At 72.9% G+C, this 20,086-nt stretch carries 12 protein-coding genes; 10 read left to right on the forward strand and 2 right to left on the reverse strand.

The features are described from left to right. Nucleotides 1-637: 637 nt before the first annotated feature. On the reverse strand, nt 638-1,624 hold the full coding sequence (locus tag ACIQFX_RS38820) for a LacI family DNA-binding transcriptional regulator (RefSeq protein WP_402473258.1): 987 nt from the start codon (nt 1,622-1,624) through the stop codon (nt 638-640). A 369-nt stretch (nt 1,625-1,993) separates the two neighbouring features. On the opposite strand from ACIQFX_RS38820, the gene ACIQFX_RS38825 reads away from it, so the two are divergent. Next, nucleotides 1,994-3,430: an RICIN domain-containing protein gene (locus tag ACIQFX_RS38825; RefSeq protein ID WP_402473260.1), complete on the forward strand. Its 1,437-nt coding sequence runs from the start codon at nt 1,994-1,996 to the stop codon at nt 3,428-3,430. Between the two features lie 251 nt (nt 3,431-3,681). Then, a complete protein-coding gene (locus ACIQFX_RS38830; RefSeq protein ID WP_402473261.1) occupies nt 3,682-6,120 on the forward strand; it encodes an RICIN domain-containing protein in 2,439 nt (812 codons plus the stop codon). A 197-nt stretch (nt 6,121-6,317) separates the two neighbouring features. On the opposite strand, the gene ACIQFX_RS38835 is transcribed toward ACIQFX_RS38830, so the two are convergent. After that, nucleotides 6,318-8,069: a beta-galactosidase gene (locus tag ACIQFX_RS38835; protein WP_402473264.1), complete on the reverse strand. Its 1,752-nt coding sequence runs from the start codon at nt 8,067-8,069 to the stop codon at nt 6,318-6,320. Nucleotides 8,070-8,316: 247 nt separating this feature from the next. Here ACIQFX_RS38835 and ACIQFX_RS38840 point away from each other — a divergent pair, with 247 nt between their 5' ends. The 8 genes from ACIQFX_RS38840 (at nt 8,317) to ACIQFX_RS38875 (ending at nt 19,787) form a co-directional block, all read left to right on the forward strand. Then, nucleotides 8,317-9,405 carry a LacI family DNA-binding transcriptional regulator gene (locus ACIQFX_RS38840; RefSeq protein ID WP_402473266.1) on the forward strand — a complete coding sequence of 363 codons (1,089 nt, stop codon included), beginning with the start codon at nt 8,317-8,319 and terminating at the stop codon, nt 9,403-9,405. A 139-nt stretch (nt 9,406-9,544) separates the two neighbouring features. After that, complete coding sequence (locus ACIQFX_RS38845; RefSeq protein ID WP_402473268.1) at nt 9,545-10,852, forward strand: ABC transporter substrate-binding protein; 1,308 nt, start codon at nt 9,545-9,547, stop codon at nt 10,850-10,852. A 198-nt stretch (nt 10,853-11,050) separates the two neighbouring features. Then, complete coding sequence (locus ACIQFX_RS38850; RefSeq protein WP_402473271.1) at nt 11,051-11,947, forward strand: carbohydrate ABC transporter permease; 897 nt, start codon at nt 11,051-11,053, stop codon at nt 11,945-11,947. Beyond that, nucleotides 11,944-12,894, forward strand: coding sequence for a carbohydrate ABC transporter permease (locus ACIQFX_RS38855; RefSeq protein WP_402473274.1), 951 nt, complete (start codon nt 11,944-11,946; stop codon nt 12,892-12,894). The genes ACIQFX_RS38850 and ACIQFX_RS38855 overlap by 4 nt, the downstream gene beginning before the upstream one ends. A gap of 24 nt (nt 12,895-12,918) precedes the next feature. Then, the gene (locus tag ACIQFX_RS38860) at nt 12,919-13,950 is read left to right on the forward strand and encodes a hydroxyacid dehydrogenase (RefSeq protein ID WP_402473277.1); all 1,032 of its coding nucleotides are present in this window, start codon (nt 12,919-12,921) and stop codon (nt 13,948-13,950) included. 71 nt (nt 13,951-14,021) lie between these two features. Then, on the forward strand, nt 14,022-16,031 hold the full coding sequence (locus ACIQFX_RS38865; protein WP_402473279.1) for a PQQ-binding-like beta-propeller repeat protein: 2,010 nt from the start codon (nt 14,022-14,024) through the stop codon (nt 16,029-16,031). 226 nt (nt 16,032-16,257) lie between these two features. Next, a complete protein-coding gene (locus ACIQFX_RS38870; RefSeq protein ID WP_402473281.1) occupies nt 16,258-17,262 on the forward strand; it encodes an ROK family protein in 1,005 nt (334 codons plus the stop codon). 128 nt (nt 17,263-17,390) lie between these two features. After that, nucleotides 17,391-19,787 (forward strand): SpoIIE family protein phosphatase, encoded by a 2,397-nt coding sequence (locus ACIQFX_RS38875; protein WP_402473283.1) that lies wholly within the window; start codon nt 17,391-17,393, stop codon nt 19,785-19,787. Nucleotides 19,788-20,086: the final 299 nt, after the last annotated feature.

Genomic DNA, 20,086 nt, shown 5'->3' on the forward strand with positions numbered 1-20,086 from the left:
CCCCCAGCCCACCCAGGCCTCCTTCCGGAGACGGAAACGGGCTCGCCGGCGAGGCGGCGAAGCCGCCTGAGCTGACGTCGACAGGAGCGTCATGGTGGTTCCTTGCGTCGGTGACCGACCGGTCGGGAACGGAGCGGTGGAAGCAGAGGCCCGAGCCCGGGGGCCGGAGGAAATCTGAACCGATGAGGAAATGTTTACGTAATCATCGGTGGCCTGATGGTTGCACCACCCTCAGAGGGGCGTCAAGCACAACAACGTCGCGAACAAGCGGGATCCACGTGCCGAGCCGCGACAGAGCGTCCATTCGGGACGCGGCGATGTCGCCATCGTGTACAACCCGCCCGTCACCACCGGACAGGAGGAGGCAACGCACGCGCCTCGGCGGCCGGTTCAGTGCCGGTTCAGTGCCGGAGCGTGCCGCGGCGACACCCGGGGCACGGTCGACTCACGAGGGGGAGGGCGGAAGGAGGAAGCAGCAGGTGGACGGCACAGGCGCGCGGGCGGCGCGGGCCGACCCTGGGGCCGAGAACCGTCACAGCACGGGCCGACCCGGGGGCCTGGAACCGTCACAGCACGGCCGGACCCTGGGGCCGAGAACCGTCACGGCGCAGGGCGGGCGTCCCCGTGCCGGGAACGGTCAGCGTGCGGGCGGCGGCGCCGTGCTGGCACGGACCACGAGGGTGGGTTCGACGGCGAGGCGGCGCGGGCCGTTGCCGCGGCGCTCGATCTGTTCGAGGAGGAGGGTCACGCAGTGCCGGCCGACGATGTCGAAGTCCTGGTGGACGGTGGTCAGCGGGGGTTCGAAGAAGGGGGCCTCGGGTACGTCGTCGAAGCCCGCCACGCTGATGTCGCCGGGCACGGACCGGCCGGCCTCGTGCATCGCCCGTAGGACACCCAGCGCCATCTGGTCGTTCGCGGCGAAGACCGCGGTGGCCTCGGCGACCTGCGCGAGGGTCCGTCCGGCCAGGTAGCCGGACTCCGCGGTCCAGTCCCCGTACAGCACGGGCCGCACGGGGGCGCCGGCCGCGACGAGCGTGCGCTCCCAGGCCTCGGCCCGCCGCCGGGCGGCGAAGGAGTCGTGCGGGCCGCTGACGTGGAAGACCGTCCGGTGGCCGAGTTCGAGGAGGTGGCGGACCACGCTCTGGGCGCCGCGGGCCTGGTCGAAGTCGACGTTCGGGTACGCGTGCCCGGTGTCGCCGTCGGCGACGACCACCGGCATCGTGGGCGGCAGGTGCAGCGACGGCGTGTCGAGCATCTGCGACTCGACCAGCACGATGCCGTCGACGGACTGCAGCATGAGGTGCCGGAAGGCCTGGCGTACGGCGGCTTCGGTCTGGGCGCGGATGCCCATGAAGTTGATCGAGAAGCCGGCCTCGCGCGCCGCGTCGGCGATGGCGCCGAGGGTGCGGGCGTTGCCGTGGGCGCCGACGTCGAAGCTGACCACGCCGATGGCACCGAACTTGCCGGTGACCAGGGCGCGGGCCGCCGCGTTGGGGCGGTAGCCGAGCTCCTGCATCGCGGCGAGGACCTTGGCGCGGGTGGACTCGTCGACGTTGTCGTGGTTGTTGGCCACGCGTGAGACGGTCTGCGAGGAGACGCCCGCCCTCGCGGCGACCTCGGCCATGGAGGGCCACTTCCGGGGCGGGCGCGAGCGGGGCGTTCTCGTTGCCTTGTCCGCCACTTCGACCGTTCCTTCCCGGAGGTTCCGGGGGCGCGCGCGTGGCACCCCCATCGAGCCATGTTGGCGCAAACAGGTTCGGCGGTCAAAACCTCGACTTCTTTCGTCCGGGTCCTTGACAGGCCCGGGTGTCACTCCCAGACTTCCGGCTACATCGTGTTTACGAAAACATTACGTGTTCGCGATGTTCGTACGGCCTGAACGGCCGATCCCCACTCCCAGGCGCCCCCCACCCGCTCCGGTCCCAGGAGCGGCCCATGCCGCGCTGTCCGCGCGGCGCGCCCGGTCCGACGCAACACCACGAGGTATCGCGCCATGCGACTCAAGATCTCCGGGACGGCGGCATTCCTCTGCGCCCTCCTCCTGTCCCTCGTCACCGCCGCCGGCACGGCCCATGCCGCGCCGGTGAACATCGCCAACGGCACGCAGTTCACCGATCCGGCCGGCAATCCCGTGCACGCCCACGGCGGCGGCGTGATCAAGGTCGGTCAGTACTACTACTGGTTCGGCGAGAACCGGAACACCGACAACACCTTCCGGTACGTCTCCGCCTACCGGTCCACCGACCTGAAGACGTGGGAGTTCCGCAACCACGTCCTCACCGAGGCGACCGACCCCGAGCTCGACTGGGCCAACATCGAGCGCCCCAAGGTCATCTACAACAGCGCCACCCAGCAGTTCGTCATGTGGATGCACAAGGAGAACGGCTCCGACTACGGCGAGGCCCGCGCCGCCGTCGCCGTCTCGTCCACCGTGGACGGCGACTACACCTGGCGCGGCAGCTTCCGGCCCCTCGGCCACATGTCGCGTGACATCACCACGTTCGTCGACACCGACGGCACCGGCTACATGATCTCCGCCGCCAACGAGAACGCGGACCTGCACGTCTACCGGCTCACCGCCGACTACACCGGCATCGACGCGCAGGTGCAGAAGCTCTGGTCGGGGCAGTGGCGCGAGGCGCCCGCCATGTTCAAGCGGAACGGCGTGTACTTCCTCCTGACCTCCGGTGCCACCGGCTGGTCCCCCAACCAGCAGAAGTACGCCACGGCCACCAGCGTCACCGGCTCGTGGTCGGACCTCAAGAACATCGGTGACGGCACGACCTACCGCAGCCAGACCGCGTACGTCCTGCCGGTCCAGGGCACCAAGGGCACCAGCTACCTCTACATGGGCGACCGCTGGGGCAACTCCATGGGCGGCAACGTCAACGACTCCCAGTACGTCTGGCTGCCGCTGACCTTCCCCACCGACACCACCATGACCATGGACTACTCCCCCCAGATCACGATCGACACCGCCGCGGGCACCGTCACGGGCATGAACGTGCCCTGGGAGACGCTGACCGCCCGCAGCAGCGGCAAGTGCGCCGACGTGGCGAACTTCGACTCGGCGGACGGCACGCCGGTGGTCCAGTGGGGCTGCGGCAGCGGCGTGAACCAGAACTTCTGGATCAAGAAGCTGGGCACCGGATACGTCCAGATCATGGCCCGCCACAGCGGGAAGTGCCTCGCCGTCGCCGGCGCCTCCACCGCGGACGGCGCCCTCGCCGTCCAGGCCACCTGCAACGGCTCGACCTCCCAGCAGTGGAAGGTCCAGACCACCAACGTCTCCGGTTACGTCGCCCTCGTCGCCCGCCACAGCGGCAAGTGCCTCGACGTCGCGAACTGGTCGTCCGCCGACGGCGGCGCCCTCGACCAGTGGACGTGCAACACCGGCGACAACCAGAAGTGGTGGCGCGCGGCGGCCTGACCGCCCCTCCCCACCTCCCGACCGGCGCGGGGCGGCCACCGTCCCTGACCGCCCCGCGCCCCCACCTCACCCGCACGCGCCGGCCACGGCCGCCGCACGTCACCGCATGCTCCGGCCCGGAGCGCGCGCACGTCACCGCACGTGCCGGCCCCGGCCGGCCCGCGTCACCCCTGCCTCCCGGTCCCGGCCGGGAGGCAGGGCGGTGGGCAGCGCACCCACCACCCGCCCGTCCCCCCTCGAAGGAGCAGGTCGTGTCCCCCACCCCCAACCGGCCGGCGTCGCCCCGGCCCCGGCTCTCCCGGAGCCTGGCCGCGCTGGGCGCCACCACGGTCCTCGCCGCGACGGCCCTCACCGCCGTGGGCCCCGGTTCCTCGCCGGCGAACGCCGTGGAGGCCCCCGCCGCGGCGCTGACCGTACGCCTCGATCCCAGCTACCAGCAGCCCTCGTTCCAGGGCTGGGGCACCGCCCTCGCCTGGTTCGCCAACGTCACGGGCGGGTGGCCCGACGCACAACGCGACGCGCTCGCGGACGCCCTCTACGGCGCCGACGGCCTCGGGTTCACCATCGCCCGCTACAACATCGGCGGCGGCGACAGCCCCGAGACCACCCCGTACATGCGGCCGGGCGCGGCCGTCCCCGGGTACTGGAACCGGCCCGGCGCGGAGACCCCCGACTGGTGGAACCCGGCCGATCCCACCCACTGGAACCCGAACGCCGACGCCAACCAGCGCTGGTGGCTCACGGCCGCCAAGGCCCGTGGCGCCACCACCTTCGAGGCGTTCTCCAACTCCGCCCCGTACTTCATGACCAACAGCGGCCTGGTCTCCGGGGCGGTCAACGGCTGGCAGGACAACCTCAGGTCCGACCAGTACGACCGCTTCGCCGCCTATCTCACCGGTGCGCTCCAGCGGGCCCAGACCGCCTCCGGGGTCACCTTCGACACCGTCTCGCCGATCAACGAGCCGGACACGGACTACTGGCACGCGGGCGGCCGCCAGGAGGGCTCGCACTGGGACCCGGCCTCCCAGGCCCGCATGATCAGCACCCTGCGCGCCGCGCTCGACGCGAAGGGCGTGACGACGCCGATCGCCGCCATGGACGAGACGAACCCGGGGAAGTTCCGCTCCGACTGGGAGGCGTACTCCCCCGCCGTCCGCGACGCGGTGGGCCGGCTCAACACGCACACCTACGGGACGAACGGCCGTACCGGCGTCCGTGACATCGCCAAGGGCGAGGCCACGCCGCTGTGGATGTCCGAGGTGGACCTCGGCGGCAGCGTCGGGCAGAGCTTCACCGACATGAGCCCCGCCCTCGACCTCGCCCAGCGCATCAACGACGACATCCGGGAGCTGGAGCCGCGCGCCTGGGTACTGTGGCAGGCCGTCGAGGACTACGAGAACATGACGCCGGGCCGCGAGAACTCCAACTGGGGTCTCATCCAGACCGACTTCACCCCCGCCGACGCGGCCACCGAGCCGCTGCGCAAGAACAAGAAGTACTGGGCGATGGGCAACTACAGCCGCTTCGTCCGTCCGGGCTCGCGCGTCCTCAACACCGACGACCCGCAGACCCTGGCGGCGATACGGCCGGGTGGGAACGGGCTGGTCGTCGTCCACACCAACCCGACCGGCGAGGCGCGCGAGGTCACGCTCAACCTCGACGGCTTCCAGACGGCCGCGGACGGGGCCGTCGAGCGGTGGACCACCGACGGGACCAGGAACCTCCAGCGCGAGGGCGACGCGGCCGTCACCGGCCGGACGTTCAAGGCGACCGTCGGCCCCGGCTCCGTCACCACGTTCGTCCTGCCCACGGTCAGCGGGGTGAACACGGCGGCGACGACCGCGCCCACCGGGGCCACGCGCCAGCTGCTCAACGACAACAGCGGCAAGGCGCTGGCCGTCGCCACCGTCGGCGGCAAGAGCACCGTCGTGCAGCGCACCTCCGCCCCCGCGGACACCGCGCAGCAGTGGACCTTCACCAAGCTGTCCGCAGGCGACTGGGGCAACACCGCCGCCTACCGGATCACCAGCACGAAGACCGGCAAGGCGCTCTCCGTGTCCAACGGCGCCCTCGGCTTCGCCTCGGCAGGCTCCGCCACCTCCCAGCAGTGGATCCGCTCCACCACGGGCGACGGACACCACACCCTGGTCAACGTGGCGAGCGGCAAGCTCTTGGACGTCACCGGCGCCTCGACCGCCGACGGCGCCCCGGTCGGCGTCCACCAGCCGACGACGGGCGGCAACCAGTCCTGGACCTTCCCGGGCACGGCCCCGGACACCTGGAAGAGCCTCTCCTTCCGCCACAGCGGCAAGTGCCTCGACGTCAGCGGCGCCGGATCGGCCGACGGCGCGGCCGTCGTCCAGTACGGCTGCAACACCGGGACCAACCAGCAGTGGTCGCTGCGCCCCGCGAGCAGCGGTTACGTGTCCGTGGTCGCCCGGCACAGCGGGAAGTGCCTCGACGTGAGCAACCTGTCCACGGCCGACGGCGCCGAGGTCTTCCAGTACGCCTGCAACGGCGGCCGCAACCAGGAGTGGGCCGTCCGCACCACCGGCGACGGGTACCTCACGCTGACCGCCCGGCACAGCGCCAAGTGCCTGGGGGTGGCCGGCGGCTCCACGGCGGACGGCACGGCCGTCGTCCAGCGGACCTGCGACGGCTCCGCCGCCCAGCAGCTGCGCCAGGGCTGACCGTCGGCCCGGGCCTGCTCGGCCGGGCCGACCGGGCCGGGATGACCGGCCTGACCGGCCCGGAATGACCACCCCGGCATGACCGGCCGCCTGGCTGGACAGGCCTTGCAAGACAGGTCTTGCACGACACCCGAAGAGCCGGGTCCGATCGGATGATCGGACCCGGCTCTCTCGCGTACCGCCGCGGACCGCTCGGGCTACTCCTCGGTGGGCCCGAGGTCGGCCGTGGCGCGGAGCTCGACCGTGCGGGCGCGGTGCGCCGCGTGGAGTTCCAGGACGACGATCTCGTTCGTACCGGCGCGCAGGACGGGGGCGGGGACGTACAGGGACCGCTGGGGGCCGCGGGACCAGAAGCGGCCGAGCGGGAAGCCGTTGACCCAGGCGTTGCCCTTGGTGAAGCCGTCGAGGTGGAGGAAGGCGTCGGCGGGGTCGGTCACCTCGAAGGTGCCCCGGTGGAAGGCGGGTCCGAGGGGCGTGGTGGTGGCGGGCGCGAAGGGGAGGCCGTCCAGGTCGGTCAGGGGCAGCGGGCGGCTGGTCCAGGCCGTCGGTTCGACGCCGTCGAGGAGGACCTTGCCGAGGAGGCCCTTGCGGTCGTGGATGCCCTGGCCGTAGTTCACCCGGCCCTGGTTCTCGACCAGGATCGAGAGCACGGCACCGGCGCGGGGGGCCGTGAAGGCGAGCGCGTGCTCGTGGTTCTCGCGCTCCAGGACGCCGGCGTGCAGGCCGTCGACGAAGACCTGGGCGCGGTCGCGGACCTGCTCGACCTCCAGGAGGGCCGGTCCCTTGAGGGGCAGGACGGTCTCGTAGAGGACGAAGCCGAAGTCCTGCTCCAGCTCCTCCATGGTGAGGGGCCGACGGGCCTCGACGGCCGTCCCGAGGGTCGCCGCGTGTGCCAGCAGTCCGGCGCTCTCGGTCAGGCGCACGGTCCGGGGGGCGAGCTTGGGTCCGGGCGGCGGGACGGGCCCGTCGGGCACGGGGGCGTACTTGGCGATGATGTCGCGGAAGGCGGTGAACTTGGCGGTGGGGTCGCCGGCTTCGTCGAGGGGGGCGTCGTAGTCGTAGGAGGTGACGGTGGGGCGGTAGGTGTGCTTGTCGTTGGCGCCGTTGGTGAAGCCGAAGTTGGTGCCGCCGTGGAACATGTAGAAGTTCACGGAGGCGCCGGTGGCGAGGAGTTCGTCGAGCTCGCGGGCGGCGTGGTCGGGGTCGCGGACGACGTGGTGGGCGCCCCAGCGGTCGAACCAGCCGATCCAGAACTCGGTGCACATCAGCGGGCCCTTCGGCTGCTGTTCCCGCAGCGCGGCCAGACCCTGGGCGGCGCGGCTGCCGAAGTTGGCGGTGGCGAGGACGCCGGGCAGGGCGCCGCGCTCCAGGTCGACCGGCTGGTCGCAGGTGAACAGGGGGACGTCGACGCCGCAGGCGCGCAGCGAGTCGGCGATGTGCTCCAGGTAGGCCGTGTCGTCGCCGTAGGCGCCGTACTCGTTCTCGACCTGCACGGCCAGGATCGGGCCGCCCCGCGAGGCGAGGTACGGCCGCAGCGGGGTCAGCAGCCGGGTGAAGTAGTCGTCGACGGCCGCGAGGAAGCGCGGGTCGCGGGAGCGCAGCCGTATGTCGGGCTCGGCGAGCAGCCAGGAGGGGATGCCGCCGCCCTCCCACTCGGCGCAGATGTAGGGGCCGGGGCGCAGGAGGACGTGGAGTCCTTCGGCGGCGGCGAGGTCGAGGAAGCGGGGGAGGTCGAGGCCGTCGTCCATGACGAAGTGGTCGGGGCGCGGCTGGTGGAGGTTCCACGGGACGTAGGTCTCGACGGTGTTGAGGCCCATGAGGCGGGCCTTGCGGAGCCGGTCCTGCCACTGGTCGGGGTGGACCCGGAAGTAGTGCAGCCCACCGGACAGGAGCCGAAACGATTCGCCATCGAGTGTGAAGCCGCCGTCGTCGATCTGGAGGAGAGGCATGTACGGGTGCTCCTGTGCTGGGGAGGCGCGCGCTGTCGCGGGGGCGGGAAGAGCCTGACGTCACCATGTTTGCGTGAACATTACATGCCTGGCAAGCCTTGGCGGAACAAGATCGTCCAGCGCTCCGCCCGGCGGCCCACCCGCCCGGGAGCGGGCGCTCATCCCCCTCCGGTCCGGACCTTCGTTGGTACCTTTCGCTTGTCGAGTGAAAGCAAACGGCTTCACTCAGGAGGAGAAGAGTGGTCGGGTGCTGACGGAAGAGCGGCGTGAGGCGATCCTGCGGATGGTGGAGCGCCGGGGGACGGTGACGGTCAAGGACGTGGCGGCGGAGCTCGGCGTGTCCGCCGTGACCGTGCGGCAGGACGTGCGGGACCTGGCCGGCCGGGGGCTCGTCGTGCGGGTGCACGGGGGCGCGATGTCGCCGTCCGCGGCGGAACAGGCGACGGCCCCGGGGGCGACGGGGCGGCCGGAGGCGCGGCGGGAGTGCGTGCTGGGACTGGTGGTGCCACCCGGGGACTACTACTACCCGGAGATCATCCGCGGCGTGCAGGACGCGGCGCGGACGCACGGGGTACGGGTCGTGCTCGCCGTGTCCGGGGAGACGCTCGCGGAGAACCGGGAGCAGGCGCGGCGGCTGGTGGCGGCGGGCGCGGACGGTCTGCTGCTCATGCCCCGCGCGGGTCTCGAACCCGCCGGGCCGGCGGAGGAGTGGCCGGCGGGCCTCGACGTGCCGGTCGTGCTCGTGGACCGGAGGGCCGGGGCGCGAGCGGGCCGGGTGGAGCAGGTGGCGTCCGACCACGCGCACGGCGCGGGCCTCGCGGTCCGGCACCTGGCGGAGCTGGGGCACGGGCGGATCGCCCTGGCCGCGCGGACGGAGAGCCCCAACACGCCGCTGATCAGGGAGGGTTACCTGGCGGCTTGCCGGGACCTGGGACTGGAGGCGGGGCCGGAGTACCGCATCGGCCCGGTGGAGGGGTCCGCGTCCGGCGAGTGGTTCGACGAGCTGGTGCGGGCGGTCGGGGCGGGTGACGTGCGGGCCGCCCTGGTGCACAACGACCTCGACGCCGTCACCCTGGTCGGCCTGCTGCAGGCGCGGGGCCTGCGCGTTCCCGAGGACCTGGCCGTCGTGACGTACGACGACGAGGTCGCCGAGCTGAGCGATGTGCCGCTGACCGCCGTGGCGCCGCCGAAGCGGGCCGTCGGCGCGTGGGCGGTGGACCTGATGCGGCGCCGCCTCGCCGAGCCGGAGGCTCCCCTGGCGGAGCTGCTGCTCCGCCCGGAGCTGCGGGTGCGGGCGTCCAGCGGGGGTGGTCCGGGGTCCGGTGGCCGCCCGTAGAGGGGGCGGGAACGCGGGGACACCGCTCCATGCTTTCACTTTCTTTCGTTTTAAATCGAATGAAACAGAAAGCATTGACGAAGCATGCTGACTGTCGAATGATTCCGTTCGACACCCCAGCGAACGATCGGTGTACAACATGCTTCGCAGAACAACGGCCGCCCTGGCCTGCTCCGTCGCCGCCCTCTCCCTCCTCGTCAGCGGCTGCGGAGGGGCCGGCCAGGACGCCGCCGCGACGGCGTCGAAGACCGGCAAGGTCACCTTCTGGTCCTTCCTCAAGGGCTCGGACCACGTGGCGGAGGCCTTCAACCGGAGCCACCCGGACATCGAGGTGACCTTCGAGACCGTGCCGTCGGGCCAGGAGTACTACTCCAAGCTCACCAACGCCGTGAAGGCCGGCACGGCACCGGACGTCGCGGTCGTCGAGTACCCGCACCTGCCCGAGTTCGCGTCCCAGGGCAAGCTGGAAGACCTGAGCGGACCGCTCGGACCGCTGGTCGGGGAGCGCTTCCCCGAACCGGTCCGCCAGCTCGTCGACCTCGGCGGCAGGACGTGGGCGGTCCCCCGCGACGCGGCCCCGCTGACCCTGATGTACCGCAAGGACTTCTTCACCCGGCACAAGATCGCCGTGCCCACCACGTGGGACGCGTACCGCACCATGACCGAGCAGGTGCGGAAGGCCGACCCGGACGCCCGCGGCGGAGTCCTCTACACCGACAACCCCGGCCTGCTGACCGCGCTCGCCTGGCAGGCCGGCGGACGGTGGTTCGAGACCGGGCAGGACGCCTGGAAGGTCACCCTCGACGACGCCCCGTCGCGAAAGGCCGCCGCCTACTGGGGCGACCTCGCCCGCGAGGGGCTCGTCGACTCGGTGAGCTCGCTCGACCCGTTCTGGACCGGCGTCCAGAAGAACAGGACCGTCGCCTACGTCTGCGCCAGCTGGTGCGCGGGCGCCCACCAGGCGACCGTCCCCGACCAGAAGGGCAAGTGGGCCGTGGCCCCGGTGCCCACCTGGGACGGCGAGCCCGCCTCGGCCATGTACGGAGGCTCGTCCTTCGTGATCCCGAAGGGGGCGGACAACAGCGGGGCCGCCGCCGAGTTCATCAAGTGGATCACCACCGATCCCGAGGGCATGAAGGCGTGGGTGTCCTCCGGTACCAGCAGCATGTTCCCCGCCGACCCGGCGCTCGTCCCCGTCACCAAGGCCGCGTTCGCCACCGGGTACTACGGCGGACAGGACGTCTACGCCGTCGCGGCGGCCTCGTACGCGGCCGTCCGGCCCGGCTGGACCTGGGGGCCCGTCACGGGGGCGACCAACACCGCGATCGTCGACGAACTCCCCAAGGTCGCCGACGGCACGGCGTCCCTGCCCGCGGTGCTCTCGCTCGCCGAGCGGACCACCGTCGCCCAGATGCGGCAGCGCGGCATGAAGGTCACCGCTCCGTAGCGGCCGAGGCCCCCACCGGAACCCGGAACCCCCGCCGCACATGGCGGGATCTCCCACCGGCGCCCCTGCCACGCACGGCGGGACCCCCCTCCGGTCCCGCCGCGCACGGCGCGCTCCCCCACCGGCACCCCGCCGCGCACGGCGGCGGATCCCGGTCCCGCCTCCGCCCGCACCTCGCCCCACCCCCGAAAGGCCGTCATGGCAAGCCCCTCCACCCGTGGCCAACGCGGGACCGCCGCACTGCTCCTGGCTCCGTTCCTCGGCCTGTTCGCGGCCGTCACCCTCGCCCCGATGCTGTACTCCGCCTGGCTGAGCCTGTTCACCACCCGCACGTCGGGCCTCGGCTTCGGCGGCACCGAGAGCGTCTTCGCCGGCTGGGACAACTACCTGCGGGCCCTGGCCGACCCGGAGTTCCGCGACGGCTTCCTCGTCATCGCCGCCTACTGCGCCGTCTACATCCCCGTGATGATCGGCGGGGCCCTGGCGCTCGCCCTGCTGCTCGACAGCGGCCTGGCCAAGGCCCGGTCCTTCTTCCAGCTGGCGCTGTTCCTCCCGCACGCCGTACCGGGGCTGATCGCCGCGCTGATCTGGGTGTACCTCTACACGCCCGGTCTCAGCCCGGTCGTCGACCTCCTCGAATCCGGGGGGATCGGGATCAGCTTCCTGTCGGCCGACAACGCCGTCCTCTCCGCCGCCAACATCGCCGTGTGGGAGTGGACCGGCTACAACATGGTCATCTTCTACGCCGCGCTGCAGGCGGTGCCCCGCGAGACGCTCGACGCCGCGCGGGTCGACGGCGCCGGAGCCGTACGGACCGCACTGTCCGTCAAGGTTCCGATGATCCGCCCCGCCGTGGCGCTCGCGGTGCTGTTCACCGTCATCGGCTCGATCCAGCTGTTCACCGAGCCGAAGGTCATCTACAACGCGTCCAGCGCCATCGGCAGCAGCTGGACCCCCAACATGTACGTCCAGACCGCCGCCTTCCAGAACAACGACTTCGGCCTGGCCGCGGCCGCCTCCCTGCTGATCGCGCTGTTCGCCGCGGTGCTGTCCTTCGCCGTCACCCGTCTCTCACGCCGCGGGAGCACCTCATGACCCCCACCTCCACCCCCGCCCGCGCCACCGCGGAGTCCCCGGCGGCGCCCCCGTCCCGGCCCGTCCCCCGTCCGGTCCCCCGCCGCCGGAAGCGGCCGACGCCTTCGGCGCTGCTGTCGCGCACCGGCGTCACCGCCCTCCTCGGCCTGGCCACCGTCTACACGCTGGCGCCCCTGACCTGGCTGCTGCTGTCCTCCACGAAGAGCCGCGACGACCTCTTCGGCACGAACGGCTTCGCGCTGGGCGACGAGGTCCGCCTGACGGAGAACCTGGGGCACCTGTTCACCGCCGACGGCGGGGTGTACCTGCGCTGGGTGGCCAACACCGTGGCGTACGCGGGTGTCGGCGCCCTGCTGGCCTCGGTGTTCGCCGTCGCGGCCGGCTACGCCTTCGACAAGCTCGCGTTCCCCGGTAAGGAACGGCTCTTCTCCCTGGTGCTGCTGGGCGTGATGGTGCCGGGCACCGCGCTGGCGATCCCGCTGTACCTGCTGGCCGCCGAAGCCGGTCTCGTGAACACCTTCTGGAGCGTGTTCACCCCCGGGCTCGTGTTCCCGTTCGGGGTGTACCTGGCACGGGTGTTCAGCGCGTCCTACGTGCCGGACGAGGTCCTCGAAGCGGCGCGGATGGACGGGGCGGGCGAGTTCCGGGCGTTCTGCCGCATCGCCTTCCCGATGCTGGCGCCGGGCTTCGTGACCATCTTCCTGTTCCAGTTCACCCAGATCTGGAACAGCTTCTTCCTGCCCCTGGTGATGCTGTCCGACCAGGACCTCTACCCGGTCAACCTCGGCCTGTACGTGTGGTATTCGTCCGCGCTCTCCCAGGGCCACCCCGAGGACTACCTGCTGGCCGTCGTCGGCTCGCTGGTGGCCGTGGCCCCGCTGATCGCCGTGTTCCTGATGCTGCAGCGGTTCTGGAAGTCCGGCATGACCGCCGGCGCCGTCAAGTAGACCGCCACCCACTGGAGTTACCCCATGAATCCGAACCCCGACACGACCCCGGTCGCGGCCCGGCGCCCCCGCGCCCTGTTCGCCATGGCCCGCCGGCACCGGGACGCCCTGTTCCCGCCCCCGGAGGTCGAGCGCCTCCTCTCGTACGTCGACATCGATCCGGACCGCGTCACGGAGGACTTCGCCCGCGAACCCGCCCTGGAGGAGGCCGAACTCCTCGTCACCTCCTGGGGCTGCCCCGTCGTCGACGCGGACGTGCTGGCGCGCGCGCCCGCCCTCAAGGCGATCGTCCACGCGGCCGGCAGCGTCAAGCACCACGTGACCCCGGCCTGCTGGGAGCGCGGCATCACGGTGTCGTCGGCCGCGGCGGCCAACGCCGTGCCCGTCGCCGAGTACACGGTCGCCGCGATCCTCTTCGCCAACAAGCGCGTCCTGGACATCGGCGCCCTCTACCGCGAACAGCGCACCCCGCTCGACTGGTCCCGCCGCTACCCCGGATTCGGCAACCACCGCCGCACCGTGGGCATCGTCGGAGCCTCGCTCGTCGGCCGCAAGGTGATCGAACTGCTGCGGCCCCACGACTTCGACGTCCTCCTCGCCGACCCCCACGTCGGCCCCGTCCGAGCCGCCGCGCTGGGCGTCGATCTCGTGGAGCTCGACGAGCTCCTCCCCGCCTCGGACGTGGTCTCGCTGCACGCCCCGGAGCTGCCCGAGACCCGCCGTCTGATCGACGCGCGCCGGCTGGGCCTGATGCGGGACGGCGCCACGCTCGTCAACACGGCGCGGGGGTCGCTCGTCGACACCGAGGCCCTCACCGCGCACGCCGCGGCCGGCCGCCTCCACGCGGTCCTGGACGTCACCGAACCGGAGGTGCTGCCCGCCGCGTCGCCGCTGTACTCCCTGCCGAACGTCCTCCTCACCCCGCACATCGCCGGCTCGCTGGGCGGCGAACTCCTCCGCATCACCGGAAGCGCCCTCGACGAGATCGCCCGCTACTGCTCCGGGCTGCCCTTCGCGCACCCGGTGCACCACGCCGCCCTCGCCACCTCGGCCTGACGTCCCGAGTCGTCCCACCGCGGGCACTCCCCCGCGCCCCCTCCCCCGCCCCACGACCCAAGGAGTCCCCCATGCCACAGCCTCCGTCGATGGACCGGCGCCAACTCCTGCGCGCCGGAGGCGCCTTCGGGATCGCCGCCGCCGCGGCTCCACTGCTCGCCGCACCGGCGCGGGCCGCGTCCGCCACCACCACCGTCACCGATCTCGGACCCGCCATCGAGCAGTTCGCGCTCATGAGCGGTCTGCTGGTCGGCGACACCGTGTACATCGGCTCCAGGAACCTCACCCCGACCCGGCTGATCGCCTTCCACCTGCCGACGCGCACGGTGGTGGCGCGGACCGACCTCGGGACGGGTCACTCGGTCCAGGCCCTCGCTGCCGACCCCACCGGCCGCTACCTGTACGCCGGCGTCCTGACCAAGGCCGACGAGGGCCTGCCGAACCTCTTCCGCTGGGACCTCACCGCACCCGACGGACCCGCCGTGCCCGTCGGCCGCACCGAGGACCGGGACATCCGGGAACTCGCCGTCGCCCCGGACGGCACCGTGTACGCCGTGGGCGGCGTGCCGGGGAAGGCGCCCGCGCTGTGGATGTACGACCCCGACACCGGGCGCGTCACCGAGCTCGGCGTCCCCGACCCGAACGCCACCCTGGCCAGGGCCGTCGCCGCCACGGACACCACCGTCTTCTTCGGCGCCGGCAGCGTCCTGGCCGGCGGCGACGGCACGAGCAAGGCGTCGCTCTACGCGTACGACCGGGCGGCGCGCACCTTCACCGACGTCACGCCGGCCGAGATGAAGCGGGACCCCGGCCTGCGCGAGATCGCCGTCTTCGGCGACCGTCTCGTCGTCGGCACCTCGGGGTCGACCGAGCGCGCCAAGCTCGCCGTGATGGACCTGGCCGACCTCTCCTCGTACACCGTGCGGACGACCGCGGGGACGGTGGTCAAGAACCTGGCGACGGACGGCGACCGGATCTACTTCGCCGGTGAGGGCGGCCTGCACTCCTTCACGCCGTCGACCGGAGCCCTGGCCCCCCTCGCGCACGACGGTCCCGACCTGGGCGAGATCTGGGGCCTGGACCACACGGGCGGCACCCTCGCCGTGGTCTCGGGCTACGGCTTCGTCGGCGAGATCGACACGGCCTCCGGCACCTGCGCCGTCACCGACCTCGCCGCGGCGGGCGCGCCCCTCAGCCCGCAGACCGCGATGGGGATCGCCGCCGACGGCTGCCACGTCTACGTCGGCGGGAACAACGTCGTCGCACGCCACGACCTGCGGACCGGAGCGGTGGTCAACCTCCGTGCGCCCGGCGAGGCGAAGGACGCCGAGGTGCTGGACGGCGTCCTGTACACCGGTCAGTACAGCGGGCAGGGCATGTGGACGTACGACCCGTCGGCCGACGAACAGCCCCACCAGCTGGCGAAGTTCCCGAGCGAGCAGAACCGGCCGCTCGACGTGTGCTTCGACCCCGTCAACCGGCTGCTGCTCGTCGGCGCGCAGTCGGACACGGAGGGCGGCGGCTCGCTGTGGACCTACGCACCGGGGAGCGGCGCCAAGGCGGTGTACGTCAACCCGGTGGACGCGGTCCAGCTGGTGCGCGCGGTCGCCGCGCGGGAGGGCGTCGCGTACCTCGGCGGCGACAACCCCACGACCCGGGGACCGCGCGGCACGCTCGTGGCGTTCGACCCGGTCGCCGGGCGCGAGTCGTGGCGCCTCGACCTCCCCTTCTCCACGGGTGTGGCCGCGCTGGCGGTGCACGGCCGACACCTGTACGGACTCGCCCGCAGAGGTGGCTTCTTCGTCGTCGACGTGCCGACCCGCCGGCTGGTCCACACGGCCGACGTACGCGCGATCTGTCCCGGCTTCGCGGCGATGACGACCAGCCGGGGCGTGGTCTACGGCGTCTCGGACACGACCCTCTTCCGCTTCCACCCGAAGACGTTCGCCGTGAGCACGGTCGTCCCCGACATCGACGGCGCCTGGTACAGCGGCCCGCACGTCAACACCGACGGCCTCGGCCGGCTGTACACCCTGCGCGGGCACCGGCTGGTCCGCGTCGACGACCGGCCGGCCCTCTGACCGGGGCGGTCGCCGGGCGGGTGGACGTCCCGCCCGGCGACCGCGCCCTGCCCTGCCCGGTGGCCGCCCGTCCGGCGGCCGCCCCCGTTCCCTCTGGACGCGGGTCGCCCCTCCCTCGTACCCTCGCCCCTGCATGCTCGAAATTGCTTGAAACCCGCACCTTACGAACACATTCACGCATCGAATCCCTCAATGCGCGCACCCTCTCCCCAAGGAGCCGCCCGGTATGCCCAGCACAGCGACGTCCGTCCCGCGTGACGAGCCCGGCGGGCCCGACTGCGTCATCGCGCTGGACGTGGGCGGGACCGGGATGAAGGGCGCGCTGCTCGACCGCGATCTGAACGCCCTGCACACCGTCCGCAGGGCGACGCCCAGGCGGGCCGGGCCGGACGCGGTGGTCGCCGAGATCGCCGCCGTGCTGCGCGGCCTCGACGAGAGCGCGGCCGCCCGGGAGCTGACCGTGCGGGGCGCCGGGATCGTGGTCCCCGGCATCGTCGACGAGGAGACGCGGACGGCGGTCCACTCGGTCAACCTCGGATGGCGCGACCTGCCGCTCGCCGCCGTGCTCGAAGACGCGTCGGGGCTGCCCGTCGCACTCGGGCACGACGTACGGGCCGGAGGCGCGGCCGAATGCCTCCTCGGCGCGGCGCGGGGGGTGCGGGACGCGTGGTTCGTACCCGTCGGGACCGGCATCTCCGCAGCCGTGTTCAGCGACGGGAGGGCGGTGCGCGCCGGGGGTTACGCGGGCGAGCTGGGCCACGTCGTGGTCGAGCCGGGCGGCGAACCGTGCGCCTGCGGCGGCCGCGGCTGCCTGGAGACGGTGGCCTCGGCGGCGGCGATCGGCGCGGCCTACGGGGCGCGCGTCGGGCGCGAGGTCGACGGCGCCGCCGAGGTGGCGGCGATGCTCGTGCGGGGCGACGCCGACGCCCGGGCCGTGTGGGACCGGGCCGTCGAGGCCCTCGCCGCGGCTCTGGCCACGGCGGCGACACTGCTCGCGCCCGAGGTCGTCGTGGTCGGGGGCGGTCTCGCCGAGTCCGGCGGGCTGCTGCTCGACCCGCTGCGCGCCGCCCTCGACCGGCGGCTGACGTTCCAGCGGCGGCCGGAGGTGGTCCGCGCGGCACTCGGGGACCGGGCGGGCTGCCTGGGGGCCGGACTGGCCGCCTGGTCCTCCGCCGCCGCCCGGCCGGTCGGCACGGCGCGTACGGCTCAGGCCCGGCCCACCGCACGCTGACCCGCCCACCCACCGTCCGGGTCCGGTGCCGTTCGGAGGAGTACGGCATGCCGAGGGACAGGCGGGCGGGCAGAGTGGTGGGGAGCGGCGGTCCCGGCCGCTGAAGCGCCGAACGGAGGGGGATTCCGATGATCCCCGGGAGCGACGACCCACTCGACGCGGGGCACTCCGCCGCCCTCGTGGTGAACGCCGAGGGGACGATCCTGAGGTCCACACCGGCCGCGGAGACCCTTCTGAAGCGCTCCGCCGCAGAACTCCACGGGCGGCGGGTGTGGGATCTGCTCGCCGTGCCCGCGAACCGGCGGAGCGTCCTCGAGCAGCGTGACGGGCTGGTCTGGGAGGGCCGGGCGGACCTCGCCCCGGACTCCGGCGGCGAGGTGGAGTTCCGGGTCCTGCCGCTCACCGACGGCGAGCGGGCGGGTCGGTCGAGCGAGTTCCTGGTGCTCGGTGCCCCGCGCGGGCTGGTCGCCCAGTGGCGCCAGAGCCACGCCTTCATGCGGGAGCTGTTCCTCCAGGACCGCATCGGTCTCGCCGTGCTGGACAACGAGCTGCGGCTGGTGCGCACGAACACCCACCTCCTCCCCTACTCGGGCGTGCCGGGCGAGCTGCACGGGGCGCGGCTCGGCGACTTCCTCCACGAGCAGGACGCCCGGGTGATCGACGAACGGCTGCGGGAGGTCCTGACGACCGGGGTCCCGCTGGTCGGGTTCGACGCGGAGGTCCGCACGGTGGTCGATCCGGGGGCGGGCAGGATCATGGCGCTGTCCGCGTTCCGCCTCCAGGGGGCGAAGGGACTCGTGATGGGCGTGACCGCCCTGTTCGTCGACGTGACGGAGCAGCGACTCTCGCGGCGCCGCCTCGACCTGCTGCACCGGGCGACGACGGTGCTCAGCACGAACCTCTCCGCCGAGGAGACCACCCGGGACCTGACGGACGTACTCGTGCCCGCGCTGGCCGACGTGGCCGTCGTCGACGTCGCCGAGGCCGTCTTCACGTACGAGGAACCCGCTCCCGAGAACCACCACGACCACGCGCTGCGGCGGACGGCCGTGGCCGGCGGCTCCCCCGGGGGATTCCCGACCGGGGCGCGGGTCGCGGTCGACACCGGAGGGGTGCTGTCGGGCCGGGTCTGGTCGAACCGGGCGTCGCACCACAGGTCGGCCCGCGCGGCGGAGGGCGCCGACGCACCCGACGCCCTCGGTCTCGCCCACGGGATGAGCGCGTGGCTGCGGGCACGGGGAACACTGCTCGGGCGGATCCGGATCGCCCGCGGCGGCGACCGTCCGCCCTTCACGGGCGAGGACCTCGCCCTCCTGGAGGAGATCGCCTCCCGTGCCGCCCTGGTCGTGGACAACGCGCGCCGGTACGCCCGCGAGCGGAACGCCGCGGTCGGCCTCCAGCACAGCCTGCTGCCCTCGTCGTCGACCGACACCCCCACGGTGCGCACCACGAGCGTCTACCTCCCGACCGACACGGCCACGGGCGTCAGCGGCGACTGGTTCGACGTCATCCCGCTGTCCTCCGCGCGGGTCGCGCTGGTCGTCGGCGACGTCGTCGGCCACGGCCTGCAGGCCACGGCGACGATGGCGCGGCTGCGCACCGCCGTACGGACCCTGGCCGACCTGGACCTCGAACCCGACGAGCTGCTGACCCACCTGGACGACCTGGTGTCCCAGTTCGCGATCGACGCCGACGGCGCCCAGGCGAGCCGGCCTCCCGGCACCGAGATCGCGTTCGGGTCGTTCGGCGCCACGTGCCTGTACCTGACGTACGACCCCGTGACCCGGCGCTGCCTCGTGGCCAGCGCGGGGCACCCGCCGCCCGCCCTGGCGGCCCCGGACGGCACCGTCGCGTACGTCGACCTCAGCCCCGGTCCGCCGCTCGGGGTCGGCGGCCTGCCGTTCGAGCCGGTCGAGGTGGAGGTGCCGGACGGCAGTGTCCTCGCGCTCTACACGGACGGCCTGATCGAACGCGGCCACGCGGACCTCGACGAGGGGATGGCCGCCTTCCGGCAGACCCTTTCGGCGTCGCTCGAAGCGGGGCGGCCCCTGGAGGAGATCGGTCCCGGGGTGGTGCGGGGGCTGGTGCCGGGTCCGCTGTCGGACGACGTGACGCTGCTGCTCGCGACGGTCCGCGGGGTCCCGCCGGAGGACAGCGTCCTGTGGACGTTCGCGGCCGACCCGTCGGTGGTGGCCGAGGCCCGCGCGCGCGTGCTCGCGCAGCTGTCCCGCTGGGACCTGGACGAACTGGCCTTCACCACCGAGCTGGTGGCAAGCGAGCTCGTCACCAACGCGATCCGGTACGCGGGCGGGCCCGTCGGGCTCCGGCTCATCCGCGCGGCGTCGCTGATCTGCGAGGTCTCCGACAGCAGCGGAACGCAGCCCAGGATGCGCCGGGCCCACGCCACGGAGGAGGGCGGACGCGGCCTCTTCCTCATCGCGCAGCTCACCGACCGGTGGGGAAGCCGGTACACGCGCTCGGGCAAGACCATCTGGACGGAGCAGGCCCTGCCGCCGCGCCGGTGACGCGGCGGCGGGCGCCGTCACCTCAGGCGATCGTCCACTGCCGCCGCGTCGAGCCGGTGTCCGGCTGCTGCGTCACCGCGGAGCCTTTGCCGGTCGAGGCCGTCGTGAGCAGCACGGGTCCCGCGGCCCAGGTCTTCGTCGGTGCGGCCGGGCGCGCGGGCGCGTCCGGGCTGTCCGGGGGCGCGGGCCCGTCCGGGGGCCATCACCTAGTGCTTTGACCGGTAAGGTTCGCCGGGTCGGCGGCCTGTTGGGTGACATGCGGTGACATGGTGGCGGCGATTCGCGCTATAGGATCTTGA

This window comes from Streptomyces sp. NPDC093089 (assembly GCF_044754405.1).
GTDB lineage: Bacteria > Actinomycetota > Actinomycetes > Streptomycetales > Streptomycetaceae > Streptomyces.